Here is an 18,760-nt window from a genome sequence, read left to right on the forward strand (position 1 = left end):
TATTTTCTGTAATTTTTATGTTATAATATTTTGAAATTATATATTGTAGGAGGAAAAATGTTATTACATGAAAATGAAGTTATTAATAATCTTCTAAATAAAAATTTAAAAATTATTCAAAGAAATGACTATTTTAATTTTTCTTTAGATTCTCTTTTAATCTCAAATTTTATTTCTCTTGGAAAAGGAGTTAATAAAATTGTTGATTTAGGTACAGGAAATGGAGCTATCCCTCTTTTTCTTTCTGAAAGAACTAAAGCAAAAATAAAAGGATTTGAACTTCAAGAAGTTTCAGCAAATCTTGCTAAAAGAAATATTCAATTAAATAATTTAGAAGAACAAATAGAAATTATTAATGATGATATGAAAAATTGGAAAAAATATTTTAATCATGGTTCTCAAGATGCTGTTATAACAAATCCTCCATTTTTTAAATTTAATGGAAATCCTGATTTTTTAAATGACCTTGACCAACTTACTTTTGCTCGTCATGAAATAACTATAACTTTAGAAGAAATTATACAGATTGCTTCTTGTCTACTTAAGGATAAAGGATATTTTGCTATGGTCCACAGACCAGATAGAATGTTAGAAATTTTAGATTTAATGAGAAAATACGGAATTTCTCCAAAAAAACTTAGATTCTGCCATACTAAATTAGATAAACAAGCTAAAATTTTATTAATCGAAGGAATAAAATTTGGAAAAGATTCTATGAAAATATTACCTCCTTTAGTTGCACATGATGAAGATGGGAAATATTCTCAAGAAGTTTTAAAAATGTTTGAACCTATTATTAACAAATAATAAATTTTTACTATTTTACAAAAAAATTAAAAACTGTTGTAACTTATTTTTAGGTTACAACAGTTTATTTTTTATCTTATTTTTATAAAATTAGGTTTCATTTTTTCAAATGATGTTATATATTTTATATCTAATTTTTCTAATATTTCATAGGCTGTTTTAAAATATTTCGTGATATATTCTTTTTGATGTGAGTCAGAACCTATCGTTAATATTTCCCCTCCTAGTTCAAAATATCTTTTTAAAATTGGAAAATCTGGATAAACTCTATTTTCCCCATACCTAAATCCTGAAGTATTAATCTCTATTCCTTTTCCACTATGAATAATTTCTTTTAATATTTCATCTATAACTTCCATATGTTTCTCTATGTCCATTCCTCTAAATTTAGTTCCACCATATCTAGTTACAAAATCTATATGTCCATAAACACAATAATTTTTAAATTTTTTTACATTTTCTAAAACAGTTTTAAAATAAAAATCTTGCATTTCATCTCTAGTTTTTCCCTCTTGTAATATTCCAAAAGCTAAATCAATACTGTTTATTCCATGTGTTGAAGCTATCACAAAATCAAAAGGATATTTAGATATTTTTTCATTATAATAATTCAAAGTATGAGGTTGTACTCCTGCTTCTACTCCCAATTTTATTTTTATTTTATTTTTATATATCTCTTTTAATCTTAAAATTTCTTTTACATATTCATCTAAATTAATATCCCAAGCACTACTTAAATCTTTCATTCCATATTCTAAATGGTCTGTTATTGCTATTTCTTTTAATCCTAATTCTATAGATTTTTCTATAATTTTTATTAAATCCTCATTAGAATCTCCTGAAAATCTACTATGAATATGATAATCACTATAAAACATTTTTTCTCCTAATTTTACTTTTATATTTTTTTATAATTCATTATAATATAAATTTTCTGTTGGGAAAATCATATCACAAGTAACATCAATACCTAATTTTCTTAAAAGTTGTTCATCTACTTTTCCTAAGATTATTGTAGAATGAGCCTGAGAACCTTTTAAGTTATTTAATTGATCTATTGCTTTTTTAGCTCTTTCGTCTGTTACAGCACAAATACTTAAAGCTATTAATACTTCTTCACAGTTAAGAGTTGGTTTTTTACTTCCAAAATTCTTAATTTTTAAATTCATTATAGGTTCTAAAGTTTCTTGAGCTAATAAATGAACCTCATCATCTAATCCAGCTAAATGTTTTATAGAATTTAATAGAGCTGAAGCTGCTGCACACATAGTTGTAGAACCTTTTCCTGTAATTATTGTACCATCATCTAATTGGATAGCCACAGCTGAAGAACTAGCTTCTTTATCCACTTTTTTAATTTTTTCAAGACGTTTTCTTGCTGCTACTAAAACTTCTCTATCTTCTTCTTTTAATTGTAATCCTTCCATTATCATTCTAGCTCTTTGGAAAGTTTCTTGGTCAATATATCCTTTTTTATATTCACAACCAGCATTTAAATATCTTCTTATAATTTCTTGTTCAGAAGCTTTTCTTACTACTTCATCATCTATTATTCCATAACCCACTCTATTAACTCCCATATCTGTTGGAGATTTATACTCAGATGGATTTCCTGTTATTCTTTCAATTATTCTTTTTAGAACAGGAAAAGCTTCAATATCTCTATTATAGTTTACAGCTGTAAGACCATAATTTTCTAAATGGAATGGGTCTATCATATTCACATCTTTTAAATCAACAGTTGCTGCTTCATAAGCTATATTTAAAGGATGTTTTAAAGGTACATTCCAAACAGGGAAAGTTTCAAATTTGGAATATCCTGCTTTTATTCCTTTTTTTCCTTCATGATATAATTGATTTAAACAAGTTGCTAATTTTCCGCTTCCTGGACCAGGAGCTGTAACAACTACTATTGGCTTAGTTGTTTCAATATAAGGATTTTTTCCATAACCTTCTTCACTAACTATTGTATCCACATCTGTAGGATAACCTTTTGTAGTTCTATGCTTGTAAACTTTTATTCCTCTGTGCTCTAATTTATTTATAAAGACTTTTGTAGCTGGTTGGTCTTCAAATCTTGTAATGACAACACTATTAACCTTTAATTCATAATCTCTAAGGTCATCTATTAACTTTAATACATCCATATCATATGTAATACCAAAGTCTCCTCTTATTTTATTTCTTTCAATATCACCAGCATAAACACATATAATAACTTCTACTTTTTCCTTTAATTTATGTAACAATTTAATTTTAGCATTTTCATCAAACCCAGGTAAAACTCTTTTTGCATGTAAATCAAAGAAAAGTTTTCCTCCAAATTCTAAATATAACTTATCATAATTATTAACTCTTTCTAATATAAATTTAGATTGTTCCTCAAGGTATTTATTATGATCAAATCCTATTTTCATAAATGCCTCCTAATTAATAAATTTTTAACAACTATCTATTCTACCATATTTTCAAAAAAATTCCAAAATATATTTTTATTTTATTAAAATTTTATTTTTGTTTTTCTATAAAAAATAAAATATCTTTATATTTAATCAAAAATTATTTATTTAAAGCATTTTTCTTTTTCATTCTATTTCCATATTTTCTTTTTTTTGTTTTTTCTTCGATTTTATTGGATTTTGAAATAGAAGTTTCTTTTTTAATATTTAATCCCTTTTTTATTTTTGTTTTTTCCTTCATTACAGAAAAACCAAAAGTCCCTAAAGCCTTTTTAGACATTGGAAAATATTCCCCATGACAATAATTTATAAGCTCAGCATTTTCAAAATGAATCTTTCCATTCTCATCTAATAAATTTTCATTCACATGTGAACCAACTACTTCTGCTAAAAATAAATCATGAGTTCCTAAAGGAATTATATCTTTTACTTTACATTCTATATTGATAGGACATTCTTCTATATAAGAACAATCTATATTTTCACTAGGTATCATTGTAAAGCCCATCTCTTTAATTTTATCATTTGTTCTTCCAGAACGAACACCACAAAAATCTACTTTTTCTGTAAGCTGTTTTGATGGTAAGTTAACAGTAAATACCATAGTTTCTTTTATATACTCATAAGACAATCTTTCAGGTCTTATTGATATTGAAAGCATAGGAGGTTTTGTACAAATTGTCCCTGTCCATGCTACTGTAAAAACATTTTCTTTTCCTTCTGAATTCTTACTAGTAATCAATACTACAGGAACAGGATTTAGTATAATACTTCCTTTAAAATCAATTTTTTTCATAATTCTCCTTTTTTAGAAATTTTCTAAAATAATCTTTTCATTTTCCAAAAATCTTTCTTTATTTATATTATAAATATTATCTAAAATTTTAACTCTTAAAGTTCCATTTCCTTCATTTTCTCTAAGAGTTTTTTCAGAAAGTTCTCCAGCTATTCCCATTAAACTTACTCCTAAAGTTGTTCCTAACATATAATCTTTATTACTTCCACAAGCACAACCTATAAGAGAAGCAGTCATACAACCTGTTCCAGTTACTTTTCCTAATATAGGAGTTCCATTTTTTATAATAGCCACTCTTTTTCCATCACTTATAATATCTTCTTTCCCTGTTATAGCTATAACTGTTCCTAATTTTAAAGCCAATTCTTTAGCTATTTCATCAGAATTTTCTAAAGTTTCAATAGAGTCAACTCCTCTATTAGCCATATTTTTTAATCCAGCCATAGATTTTATTTCTGCCAGATTTCCCTTTATTACAGCAAATTTTACATTTTTTAATAAATCATCTATCAATTCTTTTCTAGCTTTAGAAGCTCCAACTCCAACAGGGTCTAAAATTACAGGAACTCCTAATTTATTGGCAATTTTTCCAGCTTTCTCTACAATTTTACGCATTTGTTTATCCATAGTTCCTATATTAATAACTAAAGCAGAAGTGAAAGATAAAATTTCTTCTAATTCATCTTCACAAAATGACATTAATGGTGACCCACCCATAGAAAGAGTTATATTAGCACAATCATTTATTGTAACAGTATTTGTTATATGATACACCAATGGTTGTTTTTCTCTTATTTCTTCTATTATATTTCCTATTTTTTCTTTTTCCATTTTTCTCTCTCCTAAATTACTGTCTACATATTTTTTTAAATTTTTAGTTGCTTCTTTTATATTTTCTTTTCCTAATATTTCAGAAATAACAGCAACTCCATCTGTTCCAGTTTTCATTACAGAAATAATGTTATCTAAATGTATTCCACCAATAGCTACATTAGGAATATTTATTCTCTCTACTATATCTTTTAACTTTTCAAGTCCTAATGGCTCATTAATATCTTTTTTACTTCCAGTATAAAAAATAGCTCCAATTCCTAAATAATCTGCTCCATCTTTTTGAGCTTTTAGAGCTTCTTCTATGTTTCCTACAGAAACTCCTATTATTTTATTAGGACCTAAAATTTCTCTTGCTTTTTTTAATTCCTCATCTTTTTGACCTATATGTACTCCTGTAGCATCTACTAATTTTGCTACTTCTATATTATCATTTATTATAAGAGGAATATTATACTTATCTGTTATCTTTTTTAAATTTTGAGCAATTTCTAAAAATTCTTCATTTGATATATATTTTTCTCTTAATTGTACAACTGTTGTTCCCCCAAGAATACTATCTTCAACAGCCTTGTATAAATCTCTCCCATTCAATATATCTCTATCAGTTACTAAATAAACAGAATAATCTATATTTTTATTCATAATTCATACCAGCCTTTTTATATAAATCTATAAAATGACCAACAGGACCTACTCCATGTCCAATAGAAAATGAATTTTTTATAGCTTCTGTTATATAATCTTTTCCTTGACAAACTGCTTCTTCTACAGAATTTCCTTTAGCTATAAGAGAAGCAATAGAAGATGAAAGAGTACATCCTGTTCCATGAGTATTTATTGTATCTATTCTCACTCCTGGAAATTTTACTATTTCTCCATTTTCAAGTAATAATACATCTGTACAATTATCTTCTCTGTGTCCTCCTTTTACTAAAACATTTTTAGCTCCAAGATTTTGAATTTTTTTAGCTGCTTCTATCATTTCTTCTTCATTTCTTATTTCCATATCAGCTAATATCTCAGCTTCAGGGATATTAGGGGTTACTAAAGTTCCTAAAGCAACAAATTTTTTTAAAGCTTCAATAGCTTCATCTTTTAATAATTTATATTTACTTTTTGAAACCATAACAGGGTCTATAACAATATTTTTTACATTATACTTCTTTAACATTTTTGTAATACTTTCTATTATTTCTATACTAGAAAGCATTCCAATTTTTACAGCGTCCACTCTTATATCTTCAAATATAACTTCTATTTGTTTTTCAATGATTTCTTTAGAAATTTCTTGAACTCCAAAAACTCCATTTGTATTTTGAGCTGTTACAGCTGTAATAACACTCATTCCATAAACACCTAAAGCACTCATTGCTTTTAAATCAGCTTGTATTCCAGCTCCCCCACAAGTATCAGAACCAGCAATTGTTAAAACATGTTTCATATAAACCTCCGTTAATTTTTGTTATTTTTTTATCATTAATTGTAAAAATTGTTATAATAAAAATTTTTCTATAATTTCTATATCAGCTGGTGCCCAAACTAAAGATTTTAAGTTTTCTCTTTTAAGCCATACTAAAGCTGAATGTTCCTTCAAAATTATACTAGATAATAATTTACATTTTATAGCAATTATATTTACAGTTCCTCTTTCATATTTATGATAAGCATTTCCTATAATTTTTATTGGTTCAATATCACAATCTAATTCCTCTTTTATTTCTCTTATAATTCCTTGAAAATAAGTTTCATTATTTTCTAATTTTCCTCCAGGAAATTCCCAATTATTCCCCAAAATTTTATCTTTTGGTCTTAACGTACAAAGAATTTCATTATTTTCATTTTCAATTATAGCTGCTACTACATCAATAATTTTATCCATTTTTCCTCTTTTAAATCAATAAGTATATTTTTATATTTCAAAAAATATTATATCACTTAAAAATATTTGTATCAATAAAAAACTACATACTCAAATAAATGAGTATGTAGTCATTAATCTTTTTTTATAAAATTATACTAATTTTTTTAATTCTGTTGCTACAAATTCTACATGAGGTCCTACTATTACTTGAACTGTTGTAGCACTTGGTTTTAATACTCCTGGTACTAATTTTTTAATTTCTTTATCTTTTACTATTGTTGAATCTTTAACTTCTAATCTCAATCTTGTTGTACAATTATCTATTACAACTATATTTTCAGCTCCACCTAATAATGGTAGTAAAGCTGTTGCTAATTTTACATTAGAAGTTGCTTCTCCTTTAAATTCATTAATTACTGCAGTATCATCATCTTCTTCTCTTCCTGGAGTTCTTAAATTTGCTTTAACTATTACAGCTCTAAATATTACAAAATAAACTACAAAGAATACTAACCCTAATATTATTAACATAAATGGATTATTTGCATTTGGATTACGTAAAGATAAGAAGAAATCTACAAATCCTGCAGAAAATCCAAATCCTGCCATCCAATCAAATGAAGCTGCTATAAATACAGATATTCCTGTTAAAACAGCATGTAATAAATATAATGGTGGTGCAACAAACATAAATGCAAATTCAATTGGTTCTGTTACTCCTGTAAAGAAACTTGCAAATCCTGCTGCTAACATGATAGATTTTATTTTTTCCTTATTTTCAACTTTAGCTGTTGTTATAAATGCTAAACATGCTCCTAATAATCCAAACATCATAATTGGGAAAAATCCTGCTTGATACATTCCAACATGATAACTTCCTTGAATAGCTTCTGGTAATCCAGCATATGCTGCAGCAGGATCTCCCCAGAATCTTCCAATATCATTAATTCCAGCAACGTTAAACCAAAATACTGAGTTTAATGCATGGTGTAATCCAACAGGTATTAATAATCTATTAAAGAATCCATAAATTCCAGCTCCTAAAGGTCCTAATTTTGCAATAGCAATACCAAAAGAAACTAGTGCTGAATAAATTACTGGCCAAATATATAATAATATAAATGAAACAATTAACATAACAACTGATGTTATAATTGGCACAAATCTTTTTCCACTAAAAAAGGCTAAGAATTTAGGAAGTTCTAAATTATGGAATTTATTATATAATTCTCCTGCAATAACTCCACATAAAATTCCTACAAATTGGTTATTGATTTTTCCAAAAGCAGGTGATACTTGGTCTGCTGGTACTCCTGTCATTTGAGAAACTGCACCAATAGATAATAAAGTAGTAACAACTTCAAAAGCAACTAAACCAGCAAGGGCTGCTGCACCATTTTTATCTTTTGAAAGTCCAAAAGCTACACCAACAGCAAATAATATAGGCATATTATCAATAATAGCTGCTCCTGCTTTAATTAAAAAAGCTGCTAATTGGCTATTTCCTCCCCAACCAACAGGGTCAATCCAATAACCAATACCCATAAGAATAGCCGCAGCTGGAAGAACTGCTACTGGAACCATAAGTGCTTTACCAATTTTTTGTAGATAAGCGAACATAAAAAACCACTCTCCTTAATAAAATATACTTCTTTATAAACTACTATTTAATATAATTATATTATATTTTTTCTAAAAAGCAAGTTTTTTTTGAAATTTTTTTACAAACAAAGTGTATTTTTTAAAAAAAATGAATTAAAAAAACACTATTAATTTTTTTAATCTTATTTTTCTTGACAATAAAATATTTATAGTATAAAATGTTCTGTGTATACACAAAACGAAAAGAGGTATTTTATAATGATAATAGAAAGAAATAAATCTATGAGAGAAAAAGTTTATGATGTATTAAAAGAAATGATTATAGATGGTAAAATTCCTCAAGGAGAAAGAATTATAGAAACTGAATATTCTAAAATATTCCAAATAAGTAGAACTCCTATAAGAGAAGCTCTAAGAATGCTAGAGTTAGAAGGACTTGTCGTTTCTAATTCTACAGGGGGAGTTATCGTAAAAAAAACTACTAAAGAAGAACTTATTGAAATATATAAAATAAGAATAGCTTTAGAAGGAATTATTTTAGAAGAAGTTATAAAAAAAGCTACTGAAAAAGAAATAAAACTTATTGAAGAAATTTTAAAAAAAACTGAAAAAAAGTTAAAAGAAAATGATTTAGAAGAAATTTTTTCTCTTTTTTCTCAATTCAATATAGAGTTATATGAAATTGCCAAAGTTCCTAGAGTAATGGGTATGATTAATAATATAAATCTTTATCTTAAAAGATTTAGAAGATTAGCTATAGATGAGAATATTAGAAAAATTGAAGCTTTTAATGACCATGTTAAAATTTTAGATTGTATCAAAAATAGAGATTTAGCTAAAGCATTAAAAATTAATAGAAAACATCTTGAAAGATCAATGGATTTTATGATTCCAAAATTTGAAGAAAAATAGGAAATCTAAAATGTCAAATTAAGAAATAAAATATATAATTTAAATAACTAATTTGAATATTCTTTTTATAAAAAATTGAATTATTATTAATTTTAGATATTTATAAGTTTTTTAATTATTAATAAAAAAGAGCTAACTAGTATTTAAAAAAATATTATCTAGCTCTTTTTTATATTAATTTTTTCTTAATTTTCTTATGTTAGAACTTTAAAATAAAAATATTATAAAATTATAACTCTTCCTATTTATAGCTCTATCATTACATCTTCTGAAGTTATTTCTTTATTTATCATTTTTTCATTATACATCCATTGAATATTCTCTTCCCATACTTTTTTATCTTGAGATAAGAATTTATTTTCTTTTGTTTCCATTAATGGAAGTAATATATTAATACTTTTCATTTCAACAGTTTTTGTTAATGGGAATTGGTCTGCTTCTTGTTTTTGTAATAATAAATCAATAGCTCCCTCTGGATCATTTTTCATCTCTTCAAATCCTCTTGCTATAGCTCTTAAGAATCCTTTATAAAGTTCTGGATTAGCTTTTACCATATCTTCATTAGCTACAAAAACTTCTTCATAATAGTTAGGAAATCCAAAATCAGTTGGATAAAAGTAATTAACCTCTAATCCTTTATCTTGGAAAACAGGAACTTCATGGTTTACAAATCCACCAAAAGTAGCATCAACTTTTTTTGTTATAGTAGCTGTTAATAAGTCAAATCCCACATCTATAAGATTTGTTTTTGATAAATCTCCTCCATCATTTTTTATAACTGTTTGTAATAATCTTTCTGCTACATATCCTTGTGAATATCCAACTGTTTTTCCTTCTAAATCTTTTGGTCTTTTTATATTTTTACTTTCAGGAGCAATAACAACATTTAAAGGTTTTTGTACAATAGCTCCAATAGATTTTACAGGAATATTTTCATTTGCTCTAGCCATTATTAATTGATGTAAATAATACATTCCAACATGAGCTTTTTTTACAGCTGGTAAAGCTATTGGGTCTGATACATTAGCTGGATAGTGAATTACTAAATTAATTCCCTCTTCTTCAAAATATCCTTTTTCATCAGCTATATATAAAAAACTATGAATAGCATTTGGATACCAATCTAATATTACATCAAAATCTTGTAATTTTTTTTCTTTTCCAAAACCAAAACTAAAAACTAATAAAAATAGTAATAAATATTTTATTTTTTTCATTGAAATCTCCTTTATTTTTTTACCCAAATTAATAATTTATCTTCTATAAGTGAAATAAATTTTACAATAAGTACAACTATTATTGATATTAAAATTGCTGGAGCAAAAACTCCTGCCCCATCTAATTGTGTCATCATTCTCTTACTAAAATATCCTAATCCTTCATTAGCTCCTAACCACTCTCCTATAGTTGTTCCTATTATTACAAAGGGAATTGCCATTTTTAATGAAGAGAAAAAATATGGTAGAGTCGAAGGAATTTTTAATTTAATAAAAATATCCAATTTTGAAGCTCCCATACTTTTAAAAAGCTCTAGATGTTCTTCTTTTATTGATTTTAATCCCTGAGAAATATTTATAGTTACAGGGAAAAATGTAATAATTATTGCAACTAAAACTTTTGACCATATGGAATATCCAAACCATAAAATAAATATTGGAGCTATAGTGGTTATTGGAATTGTTTGGCTAGTCACAATTATAGGATATATTGCATTTTCTATACTTTTGTTTATATCCATAAATATTGCTAGTACTATAGCTAATACTAATGATATAGCTAAAGAAATAAATGAAATCTTTAATGTAGCTATCAAATGATGACAAATCAATATTTTTTTTAATTGCCAAAACCTCTCTATAATAAGAGTTGGCCAAGGTAATATAAAAGCTAGATTTACATATCTTGCTAATATTTCCCAAAATAAGAATAATATAATTGATAAAATCAAGGCTGGGGAATTTTTCTTCATCTACTTACCACCTCCTATATCAATTAAAATTTTCTCTTTAACCTCTTTTATAAATTCTAAATCCAATTTTTTTTCTTTAGGAATTATATATTCTTTAAAAGAATCTAAAGGTCTATTTTGACAAACTAAAATCCTATCAGATAAAAAAATAGCTTCATTTATATCATGAGTTATAAATATTATACTCTTATCAAAATCTTTTAGAACTTCTAGTAACCATTTTTGTAAGTTTTCTTTTGTTATAGCATCTAAAGCACTAAAAGGCTCATCTAATAAAAGAATATCAGCATCTGTTAACAAAGTTCTAATAAAAGAAACTCTTTGTTTCATTCCTCCTGACAACTCATAAGGATATTTTTCTTCATATTTCTCTAAATTTAATTTCTTTAGATAATCAATAGCCTTTTTTTTCTCTTCATTAAGATTTTTTTTACTTAGTTCCGATGGAAGAAGTATATTTTCTAAAACATTTCTCCAAGGAAGAAGAAGGTCTTTTTGAGGCATATAAGCAGTTTTTTTTCCTACTATATCTCCTGAATTCATTTTTTTAATTCCACTTATTAATTTAATAATTGTTGATTTTCCACATCCACTACTTCCTATAATAGATAAAAATTCATTTTTCTTTAAAGAAAAAGATAAATCTTTTATTAATAAATCTTTTTTATCATAAAAAAAACTTATATTTTCTACTTTTAAAACTATTTCAGATGTTTTAAAAAACTCTTCTTTCAACTTTCCTCCTAAAAATAAAAAAAATTATTCTCTAGAACCTTACTTAGTCAAAGAAAATAATTATACAAAAAATATAAAATTATTCTTTGCCACTTTCCTCCGCTAGTGTTATCTAGATCAGGTAATTAAGGGTCTAAATTCTCAGCTAAAAGCTCCCCTAGTAGCTTGATTTTCAAGAAATATATTATCATAAAAATTAAATATTTTCAATAATAAAATTTTATAAAAATTAATATTCTTTTATTGAATATTATGATAAAATTTAATTATAATATGAGTTTAAATGGGGAGGAAAATTTTATGCAACGACATGAGGATTTAGTTTTATTTTGGATAGGAACTTTAAGTTTTATTAGTGGTTATGCAAATGTTTATGGTATTATTTTAATTGGATTAACTCTAACCCATTTTACAGGAGATATTTCTAAAGCAGCAATCCATATGATAAATCATGTTCCCATTGATGACCAAATAATAAAAATATTTTTAGGGCTATTATTATTTTTGGTTGGAAATATTTTTTCAGGAGCCATCATTGGAGAAAGAGCTTTTAATATAAGAAAAAGATATGGGCTAATCTTTTTCGGAATTGGATTTGCAATATTTTTTTCATATATTTTTTTTAAAGATAATAATAATTTTGCTTATATGCTTTGTCTCACTACTGGTATTCAAAATGGACTTTTTATGACATATAAAGGTATTCTTATAAGAACTTCTCATTTAACAGGAAGTATCAGTGATTTAGGAGTCTATATAGGATATAAACTAAGAGGAATAAAAGTGGATAACATAAAAATTTTTTACTATATTACAACTATTATAGCATTTTTTTGTGGTGGAATAGTTGCTACATATTTATATAATATTTTTCAAAATGATGCTCTTATTCTTATTCCTCTACTTTATTTTTTAATTGGAGCTTCTTATTTTCAACTTCGTCGTGATTTTCAAGATAATAAATAATTTTTACATTAATATTATACAAGGAGAAATAAAATGATAAAAAAAGAACTTTTAAAAAAATATGTAGATTTATCTTTAGAAATAGGAATTAACATTCAAAAAGGACAAGCTCTTGTTATAATGTCCCCTATAGAAATTTTTGAATTTACAAGACTTTTAGTTGAAAGAGCCTACGAATTAGGAGCTAGTGAAGTTATTGTTCATTGGAATGATGATTTTTGTAAAAAGATGACTTTCATCCATGGAGATAAAAAAATATTTGAGGAAATACCTAATTGGCAAGTGGAGTCTTTAATGCATTATGCTAATAAAGGAGCTGCTTTTTTAAGTATTGCTGCTAATGACCCAGAATTATTATCAGGTGTAAACAGTGAAAAGATAGCTCTTTATCAAAAAACTAGAAGTCAAGCATTAAAACCTTATTATGATAAAATAATGGTAAATGAACTTCAATGGAATATTATATCTGTCCCTACTTTAGCTTGGGCTAAGAAAATATTCCCTGGAAAGTCTGATGAAAAAGCTATAGATTTATTATGGGAAGCTATATTAAAATCTACTAAAGTAACAGAAGAAAATGATGCTACAGAAGTATGGAAAAATCATTTAAAAAATTTAGAAGAAAAAATGAATTATTTAAATAAAAAGCAATTTAAAAAATTTAGAATAACAAACTCTCTTGGAACAGATTTAATTGTTGAGCTTCCTAAAAATCATATTTGGGCTTCTGGAAAAGATATTACAAAATCAGGAGTAGAATTTGTAGCCAATATTCCTACTGAAGAAGTTTTTTCAATGCCTCATAAATATGGTGTAAATGGAGTTGTTTATGCTTCTAAACCTCTTAATTATGGTGGAAATTTAATTGATAATTTTTCTATAACTTTTGAAAATGGAAAAATTGTAAAATTTACTGCTGAAAAAGGATATGAAGCTTTAGAAAATCTTGTAAGTATAGATGAAGGAGCAAAATATTTAGGAGAAATTGCTCTTGTTCCTTATGATTCACCTATTTCTAATTTAGGTATTTTATTCTATAATACTTTATTTGATGAAAATGCTTCTTGTCACTTAGCCATTGGACAAGCTTACTCTAGTTGTATTGAAAATGGAGATAAACTAACACCAGAAGAAATGGAAAAAGTTGGAATGAATGATTCTTTAACTCATGTGGATTTTATGTTTGGAACTAGAGATTTAAATATAGATGCTTTTGATGAAGATGGAAATATAGAAAAAATATTTATTAATGGAAATTGGGCTTAATCTTTTAACTCTCTTGCAATTTTTAGGTGTTTATTTTATAATATAGTGTATTATAAAATTAATTTTAATTATTTTAGGAGGTCTAAGTGCAACAAAAATTTAAAAGAAACTTTTCAATCATTGCTCATATTGACCACGGAAAGTCAACTATTGCTGATAGACTTTTAGAAGCTACTCATACAGTAGCTGAGCGTGATATGAAGTCTCAATTACTTGATTCTATGGATCTTGAAAGAGAAAAAGGAATTACTATAAAAGCTCAAGCTGTTACTTTATATTATACTGCCAAAGATGGAAATACTTATGAATTAAATCTTATTGATACTCCAGGACATGTAGACTTTATATATGAAGTATCTAGGTCTTTATCAGCTTGTGAAGGAGCTTTACTTGTAGTAGATGCTGCTCAAGGTGTTGAAGCTCAAACATTAGCTAATGTTTATTTAGCTCTTGAAAATGATTTAGAAATAGTTCCTGTTATAAATAAAATAGATTTACCAGCAGCTGAACCTGAAAGAGTAAAAAAAGAAATAGAAGATGTAATAGGATTACCAGCTGATGATGCTGTATTGACATCAGCAAAAATTAATTTAGGAATTGAAGATTTATTAGAAGAAATTGTTAAGAGAATTCCTTGTCCTAATTATGATGAAGAAGCTCCTTTAAGAGCTCTAATATTTGACTCAAAATTTGATGATTATAGAGGAGTTATTACTTATATTAAAGTAGAAGATGGATGTATCAGAAAAGGAGATAAAATAAAAATTTGGTCAACTGAAAAAGAAGCTGAAATATTAGAGTGTGGAATTTTCTCACCTAATATGAAACCTACTGATGAACTTTCTTCTGGTTCTGTTGGATATATAATTACAGGACTTAAAACTATAAAAGATTCTAGAGTTGGAGATACAATAACTCATTCAAACAGACCTTGTGCTGAACCATTATATGGATTTAGACCAGCTCAATCAATGGTTTTTGCTGGAATTTATCCAATATCAACTGATGATTATGGAGATTTAAGAGAATCTTTAGAAAAATTACAATTAAATGACGCTTCATTAAACTTTGTACCTGAAACATCTCTTGCCTTAGGATTTGGATTTAGATGTGGTTTCTTAGGTTTATTACATATGGAAATAATTGTAGAAAGATTGAGAAGAGAATATGATATTGACCTTATTTCTACATCTCCATCTGTTGAATATAGAATTACAATGGAAGGAAAACCTACTTATGTAATTGACAACCCTTGTGATTTCCCTGAAGGTGGAAAATCTAAATTTATAATTCAAGAGCCATATATCAAAGGAAATATAATAGTTCCTAAAGATTATGTTGGTTCTGTAATGGAACTTTGTCAAGAAAAACGTGGAGTTTATGTAGGAATGAGTTATATTGATGATACAAGAACTATGATTACTTATGAACTTCCACTAGCTGAAATAGTTTTAGATTTCTATGATAAATTAAAATCAAAAACAAGAGGATATGCTTCTTTTGAATATGAGTTAATAGATTATAGAGAGGGTGACCTTGTAAAAGTAGATATTCTTGTATCTGGTGAAGTAGTTGATGCCTTTTCTTTCATAGCTCATAAAGACAATGCTGTTTCTAAAGGAAGAGCAATTTGTGAAAAATTAAAGGATGTAATTCCTAGACAACAATTTGAAATTCCTATTCAAGCAGCTTTAGGAGCTAAAATTATAGCTCGTGAAACTATAAAAGCTTACAGAAAAAATGTATTGGCTAAATGTTATGGTGGAGATATTACAAGAAAGAAAAAATTATTAGAAAAACAAAAAGCAGGTAAGAAAAGAATGAAACAAATAGGAAATGTAGAAATTCCTCAAGAGGCTTTTGTTTCTATCTTAAAATTAAATGATAACTAATCTTTTTTTGGGAGGAATTATGTTTTTTATTGTAGGGTTTAGTAATAGAGATGAATTTATAAAAGAAGTCAATTTCAAATGTACTAATTGTTTAAATGAAAAATTTGAACTTTATCAAGTTGCTAATGTCCTGACTTTTTTCTTCATTCCTCTTTTTAAATTTAATAAAAAAGCTTTAATTGTATGTAAAAATTGTAAAAGCATATATAAAGTAAAAAGTGAATCTTTGAAGAAAATTTTAGATTCGAGTATAGTTACTTATGATGATATTGAAGAGATTGTGAGAAATAATAATGTTTGTCCAAACTGTGGATATATGATTGATAAAAATGATAAATTTTGTCCAAACTGTGGAAATAAACTATAAGGATGTGATATAGTTGTTAAACATTACATTTTTTAAAGGACTTGCTACTGGATTAATTCTTTCCTTCCCTTTTGGTCCTGTAGGATTTTATTGTATGGAAAAAGCTTTAACTGAAGGAAAAAGAGAAGGATATGTTACTGCTTTAGGAATGGTTACTTCTGATGTTTTATATGGACTTATTGCATTTCTTTTTGTAAATATTGTTGATGATTTTATATTTAAATATGAAATTTTCTGTAAAATTGCAGTTGGAGTTCTTTTAATACTTTTAGGATTAAAAAAATTAAATACACCTGTTGTTTTAGATAAAAAAATTATTAATCAAGACTATAATATATTTCAAGATTATTTTATAGGATTTGGACTAGCTTCTTTAAACATTACAGGAATAGTTACAATATTAGCTATTTATACACTTTTAGGATTAGTAAGAGACCAAGATAATTATTTCCATTTAGCTCTTGGAATAGCTGCTGGTGGAGTTATTTCATGGTTTTTTACAGTCAATATCATCTGTGCTTTTAGAAAGAAACTTACTGATGATGTACTTATAAAACTTTCAAAGTTTGCTAGTTTTGTTATTCTTACTTTTGGAATAATTACATTAGGTTATATTATCTTCAGTTAAAAATTATAACTTTTTAAAATTATAGGAAGTATTTTTCTTTTATAAAAAATATTTTCCTATAATTTTTATTTTATATGGTATAATTCTAATAATAGAAGATTATATTTATAAGTAGAGTACAGGAGGTTGTATTATGGAAAATTTTAAACTAGAATCTCTTGCAATCAAAGAAGAAGGATTAGAATGTGAAAAATTATGGGTTTTTCTAACTTTAATGATGATTAGTGGCTTTTATGGCGCTTTTACTTATACTATAAGAGGAGCTGTCTTCTGTAATGCTCAAACAGCAAACTTTGTATTATTTGCTATGGAATTAGGTTCAGGACATTTTTCTAAAGCTTTTTACTATTTAATTCCAATGTCTGCTTATTGTTTTGGAGCCATTATTTCTGAAGCTGTTGGAGGTCCAATAAAAAAACTTCATAACATTAGATGGGATACTGTTCTTATTTTTATTGAAATAATTGTTGTTATTATTTTAGGATTATTACCTGAAACTGCCCCCTATCAAATTTCTCAAGTATTTATTAATTTTATTTGCTCTATGCAATATAATACTTTTAGAAAAACCAGAAAAATCCCTATGGCAACTACTTTTTGTACAAATCATTTAAGACAAACTGGAATAAGTATTGTAAAATTTAGAAAATTTCCTGAAGACAAAGAAGTTAAAAGTAAATTATTTTTACATTTAAAAATGATTGGAATATTTGTTTTTGGTGGATTAATTTCTACTATTTTATGTCATCTTTTTTTAGGAAAAGCTATTCTATTTACTTTAATTCCACTTAGTATATTACTAACTCGTCTTCTATTAGATGATTTAAAAAATAGAAAATAATAATTTTTTACTTATAATATCATATACTAACTTTTATTAATAATATTTTCATTATTCTTTATTAAAAAAATAATTTCACTTTTATTATTTAGTATTTTTTTTTATATATTTTAGTAATATTTTTTTATTCTTATTTTTTAAAATTTTCTTTATTAATAAATATTTTGATATATATTATCTTATTTTCTTATATATTTGTATTATATCTATTTTTTATTTTACAATATTTTTATTTATATTATTATTAATACTTATAAAAAACTCAAGAAAAATATCTTGAGTTTTTTATTTATACATCTATTTTTTTAAATTTAACATTACATCATATATTAAAGCCCCTGCTAATTTGGAAGTTCTACTATCTATATCATAAGTTGGATTTACTTCCGCAAAATCTATACATACCACTTTTCCTGTTTTCATTATTTCTCTTAATATTCTCTTTCCTTTTTTGGGACATAATCCCATTATTGTTGGAGCTGAAACTCCTGGTGCTTGTGCTGCATCAAATACATCCATACAGAAAGTTATATATACTTTATCTACTTTTTCTATAAATTCTTTTAACTTTTCTATTATATAGTTTTCTTCATATTCTTCATCTAACATTAATACATTATATTTCTCTGCTGTTTCTATTAATCTTTTTGTATTTCCTTGTTTTTTAAATCCAACTATACTATAAAAAGCATTTTTATCACTATCTAATATTTGTTTAAAAGATGTTCCTGATGTTGCTCCATTATCATATGGTCTTATATCTAAATGAGTATCAAAGTTTATAAGTCCTATTTTTTCATTCTTATATACTTTTCTTACACCACT

Annotated in this window: 19 protein-coding genes and 1 riboswitch; of the genes, 8 read left to right on the forward strand and 11 right to left on the reverse strand. The window is 26.0% G+C overall.

What is annotated here, in order from left to right; translation table 11 throughout:
• Nucleotides 1-57: 57 nt before the first annotated feature.
• Nucleotides 58-807 carry a tRNA1(Val) (adenine(37)-N6)-methyltransferase gene (locus tag T364_RS0110080; RefSeq protein WP_027129492.1) on the forward strand — a complete coding sequence of 250 codons (750 nt, stop codon included), beginning with the start codon at nucleotides 58-60 and terminating at the stop codon, nucleotides 805-807.
• 71 nt (nucleotides 808-878) lie between these two features.
• Here T364_RS0110080 and T364_RS0110085 read toward each other — a convergent pair whose 3' ends face one another.
• The 7 genes from T364_RS0110085 to nagE all read right to left on the reverse strand — a co-directional run bounded on the left by T364_RS0110085 (nucleotide 879) and on the right by nagE (nucleotide 8,377).
• Nucleotides 879-1,685 (reverse strand): histidinol-phosphatase HisJ family protein, encoded by an 807-nt coding sequence (locus T364_RS0110085; protein ID WP_027129493.1) that lies wholly within the window; start codon nucleotides 1,683-1,685, stop codon nucleotides 879-881.
• A gap of 30 nt (nucleotides 1,686-1,715) precedes the next feature.
• On the reverse strand, nucleotides 1,716-3,224 hold the full coding sequence (locus T364_RS0110090) for a DUF1846 domain-containing protein (protein ID WP_027129494.1): 1,509 nt from the start codon (nucleotides 3,222-3,224) through the stop codon (nucleotides 1,716-1,718).
• 142 nt (nucleotides 3,225-3,366) lie between these two features.
• A complete protein-coding gene (locus T364_RS0110095; protein ID WP_027129495.1) occupies nucleotides 3,367-4,062 on the reverse strand; it encodes a flavin reductase family protein in 696 nt (231 codons plus the stop codon).
• A gap of 12 nt (nucleotides 4,063-4,074) precedes the next feature.
• Nucleotides 4,075-5,538: a hydroxyethylthiazole kinase gene (gene thiM / locus T364_RS11245; protein ID WP_211249044.1), complete on the reverse strand. Its 1,464-nt coding sequence runs from the start codon at nucleotides 5,536-5,538 to the stop codon at nucleotides 4,075-4,077.
• Nucleotides 5,531-6,337 carry a bifunctional hydroxymethylpyrimidine kinase/phosphomethylpyrimidine kinase gene (gene thiD / locus T364_RS0110110; RefSeq protein WP_027129496.1) on the reverse strand — a complete coding sequence of 269 codons (807 nt, stop codon included), beginning with the start codon at nucleotides 6,335-6,337 and terminating at the stop codon, nucleotides 5,531-5,533. The genes thiM and thiD overlap by 8 nt, the downstream gene beginning before the upstream one ends.
• Before the next feature lie 51 nt (nucleotides 6,338-6,388).
• Nucleotides 6,389-6,775 (reverse strand): (deoxy)nucleoside triphosphate pyrophosphohydrolase, encoded by a 387-nt coding sequence (locus tag T364_RS0110115; RefSeq protein ID WP_027129497.1) that lies wholly within the window; start codon nucleotides 6,773-6,775, stop codon nucleotides 6,389-6,391.
• Between the two features lie 132 nt (nucleotides 6,776-6,907).
• Nucleotides 6,908-8,377: an N-acetylglucosamine-specific PTS transporter subunit IIBC gene (gene nagE, locus T364_RS0110120; RefSeq protein WP_027129498.1), complete on the reverse strand. Its 1,470-nt coding sequence runs from the start codon at nucleotides 8,375-8,377 to the stop codon at nucleotides 6,908-6,910.
• Nucleotides 8,378-8,617: 240 nt separating this feature from the next.
• Between nagE and T364_RS0110125 the strand changes: the two genes are divergently transcribed.
• The gene (locus tag T364_RS0110125) at nucleotides 8,618-9,271 is read left to right on the forward strand and encodes a GntR family transcriptional regulator (RefSeq protein WP_027129499.1); all 654 of its coding nucleotides are present in this window, start codon (nucleotides 8,618-8,620) and stop codon (nucleotides 9,269-9,271) included.
• Between the two features lie 245 nt (nucleotides 9,272-9,516).
• Here T364_RS0110125 and T364_RS0110130 read toward each other — a convergent pair whose 3' ends face one another.
• The 3 genes from T364_RS0110130 to T364_RS0110140 are packed head-to-tail and all read right to left on the reverse strand — an operon-like array spanning nucleotide 9,517 to nucleotide 11,975.
• The gene (locus T364_RS0110130) at nucleotides 9,517-10,488 is read right to left on the reverse strand and encodes an ABC transporter substrate-binding protein (protein WP_027129500.1); all 972 of its coding nucleotides are present in this window, start codon (nucleotides 10,486-10,488) and stop codon (nucleotides 9,517-9,519) included.
• A gap of 11 nt (nucleotides 10,489-10,499) precedes the next feature.
• Entirely contained in the window at nucleotides 10,500-11,240 is a 741-nt protein-coding gene (locus T364_RS0110135) for an ABC transporter permease (protein WP_027129501.1), read from the reverse strand.
• Nucleotides 11,241-11,975 carry an ABC transporter ATP-binding protein gene (locus T364_RS0110140; protein WP_027129502.1) on the reverse strand — a complete coding sequence of 245 codons (735 nt, stop codon included), beginning with the start codon at nucleotides 11,973-11,975 and terminating at the stop codon, nucleotides 11,241-11,243. It lies immediately after the preceding gene.
• Between the two features lie 77 nt (nucleotides 11,976-12,052).
• Nucleotides 12,053-12,144: riboswitch (TPP riboswitch) on the reverse strand.
• Between the two features lie 131 nt (nucleotides 12,145-12,275).
• On the opposite strand from T364_RS0110140, the gene T364_RS0110145 reads away from it, so the two are divergent.
• From T364_RS0110145 to T364_RS0110170, 6 genes are all read left to right on the forward strand, one after another.
• Nucleotides 12,276-12,941 (forward strand): YoaK family protein, encoded by a 666-nt coding sequence (locus tag T364_RS0110145; RefSeq protein ID WP_027129503.1) that lies wholly within the window; start codon nucleotides 12,276-12,278, stop codon nucleotides 12,939-12,941.
• A 33-nt stretch (nucleotides 12,942-12,974) separates the two neighbouring features.
• The gene (locus T364_RS0110150) at nucleotides 12,975-14,207 is read left to right on the forward strand and encodes an aminopeptidase (protein WP_035945756.1); all 1,233 of its coding nucleotides are present in this window, start codon (nucleotides 12,975-12,977) and stop codon (nucleotides 14,205-14,207) included.
• Between the two features lie 86 nt (nucleotides 14,208-14,293).
• On the forward strand, nucleotides 14,294-16,099 hold the full coding sequence (gene lepA, locus T364_RS0110155) for a translation elongation factor 4 (RefSeq protein ID WP_027129505.1): 1,806 nt from the start codon (nucleotides 14,294-14,296) through the stop codon (nucleotides 16,097-16,099).
• Nucleotides 16,100-16,118: 19 nt separating this feature from the next.
• Entirely contained in the window at nucleotides 16,119-16,466 is a 348-nt protein-coding gene (locus tag T364_RS0110160) for a zinc ribbon domain-containing protein (protein ID WP_027129506.1), read from the forward strand.
• 13 nt (nucleotides 16,467-16,479) lie between these two features.
• Complete coding sequence (locus tag T364_RS0110165; RefSeq protein ID WP_027129507.1) at nucleotides 16,480-17,094, forward strand: hypothetical protein; 615 nt, start codon at nucleotides 16,480-16,482, stop codon at nucleotides 17,092-17,094.
• Nucleotides 17,095-17,227: 133 nt separating this feature from the next.
• The gene (locus T364_RS0110170) at nucleotides 17,228-17,935 is read left to right on the forward strand and encodes a YoaK family protein (protein WP_027129508.1); all 708 of its coding nucleotides are present in this window, start codon (nucleotides 17,228-17,230) and stop codon (nucleotides 17,933-17,935) included.
• 297 nt (nucleotides 17,936-18,232) lie between these two features.
• On the opposite strand, the gene T364_RS10900 is transcribed toward T364_RS0110170, so the two are convergent.
• A partial coding sequence (locus tag T364_RS10900; RefSeq protein ID WP_027128924.1) for an arginase family protein occupies nucleotides 18,233-18,760 on the reverse strand: 528 nt, incomplete at its 5' end.

Origin of the sequence: Fusobacterium perfoetens ATCC 29250 (assembly GCF_000622245.1) — a bacterium.
In the GTDB taxonomy this organism is placed as follows: domain Bacteria; phylum Fusobacteriota; class Fusobacteriia; order Fusobacteriales; family Fusobacteriaceae; genus Fusobacterium_B; species Fusobacterium_B perfoetens.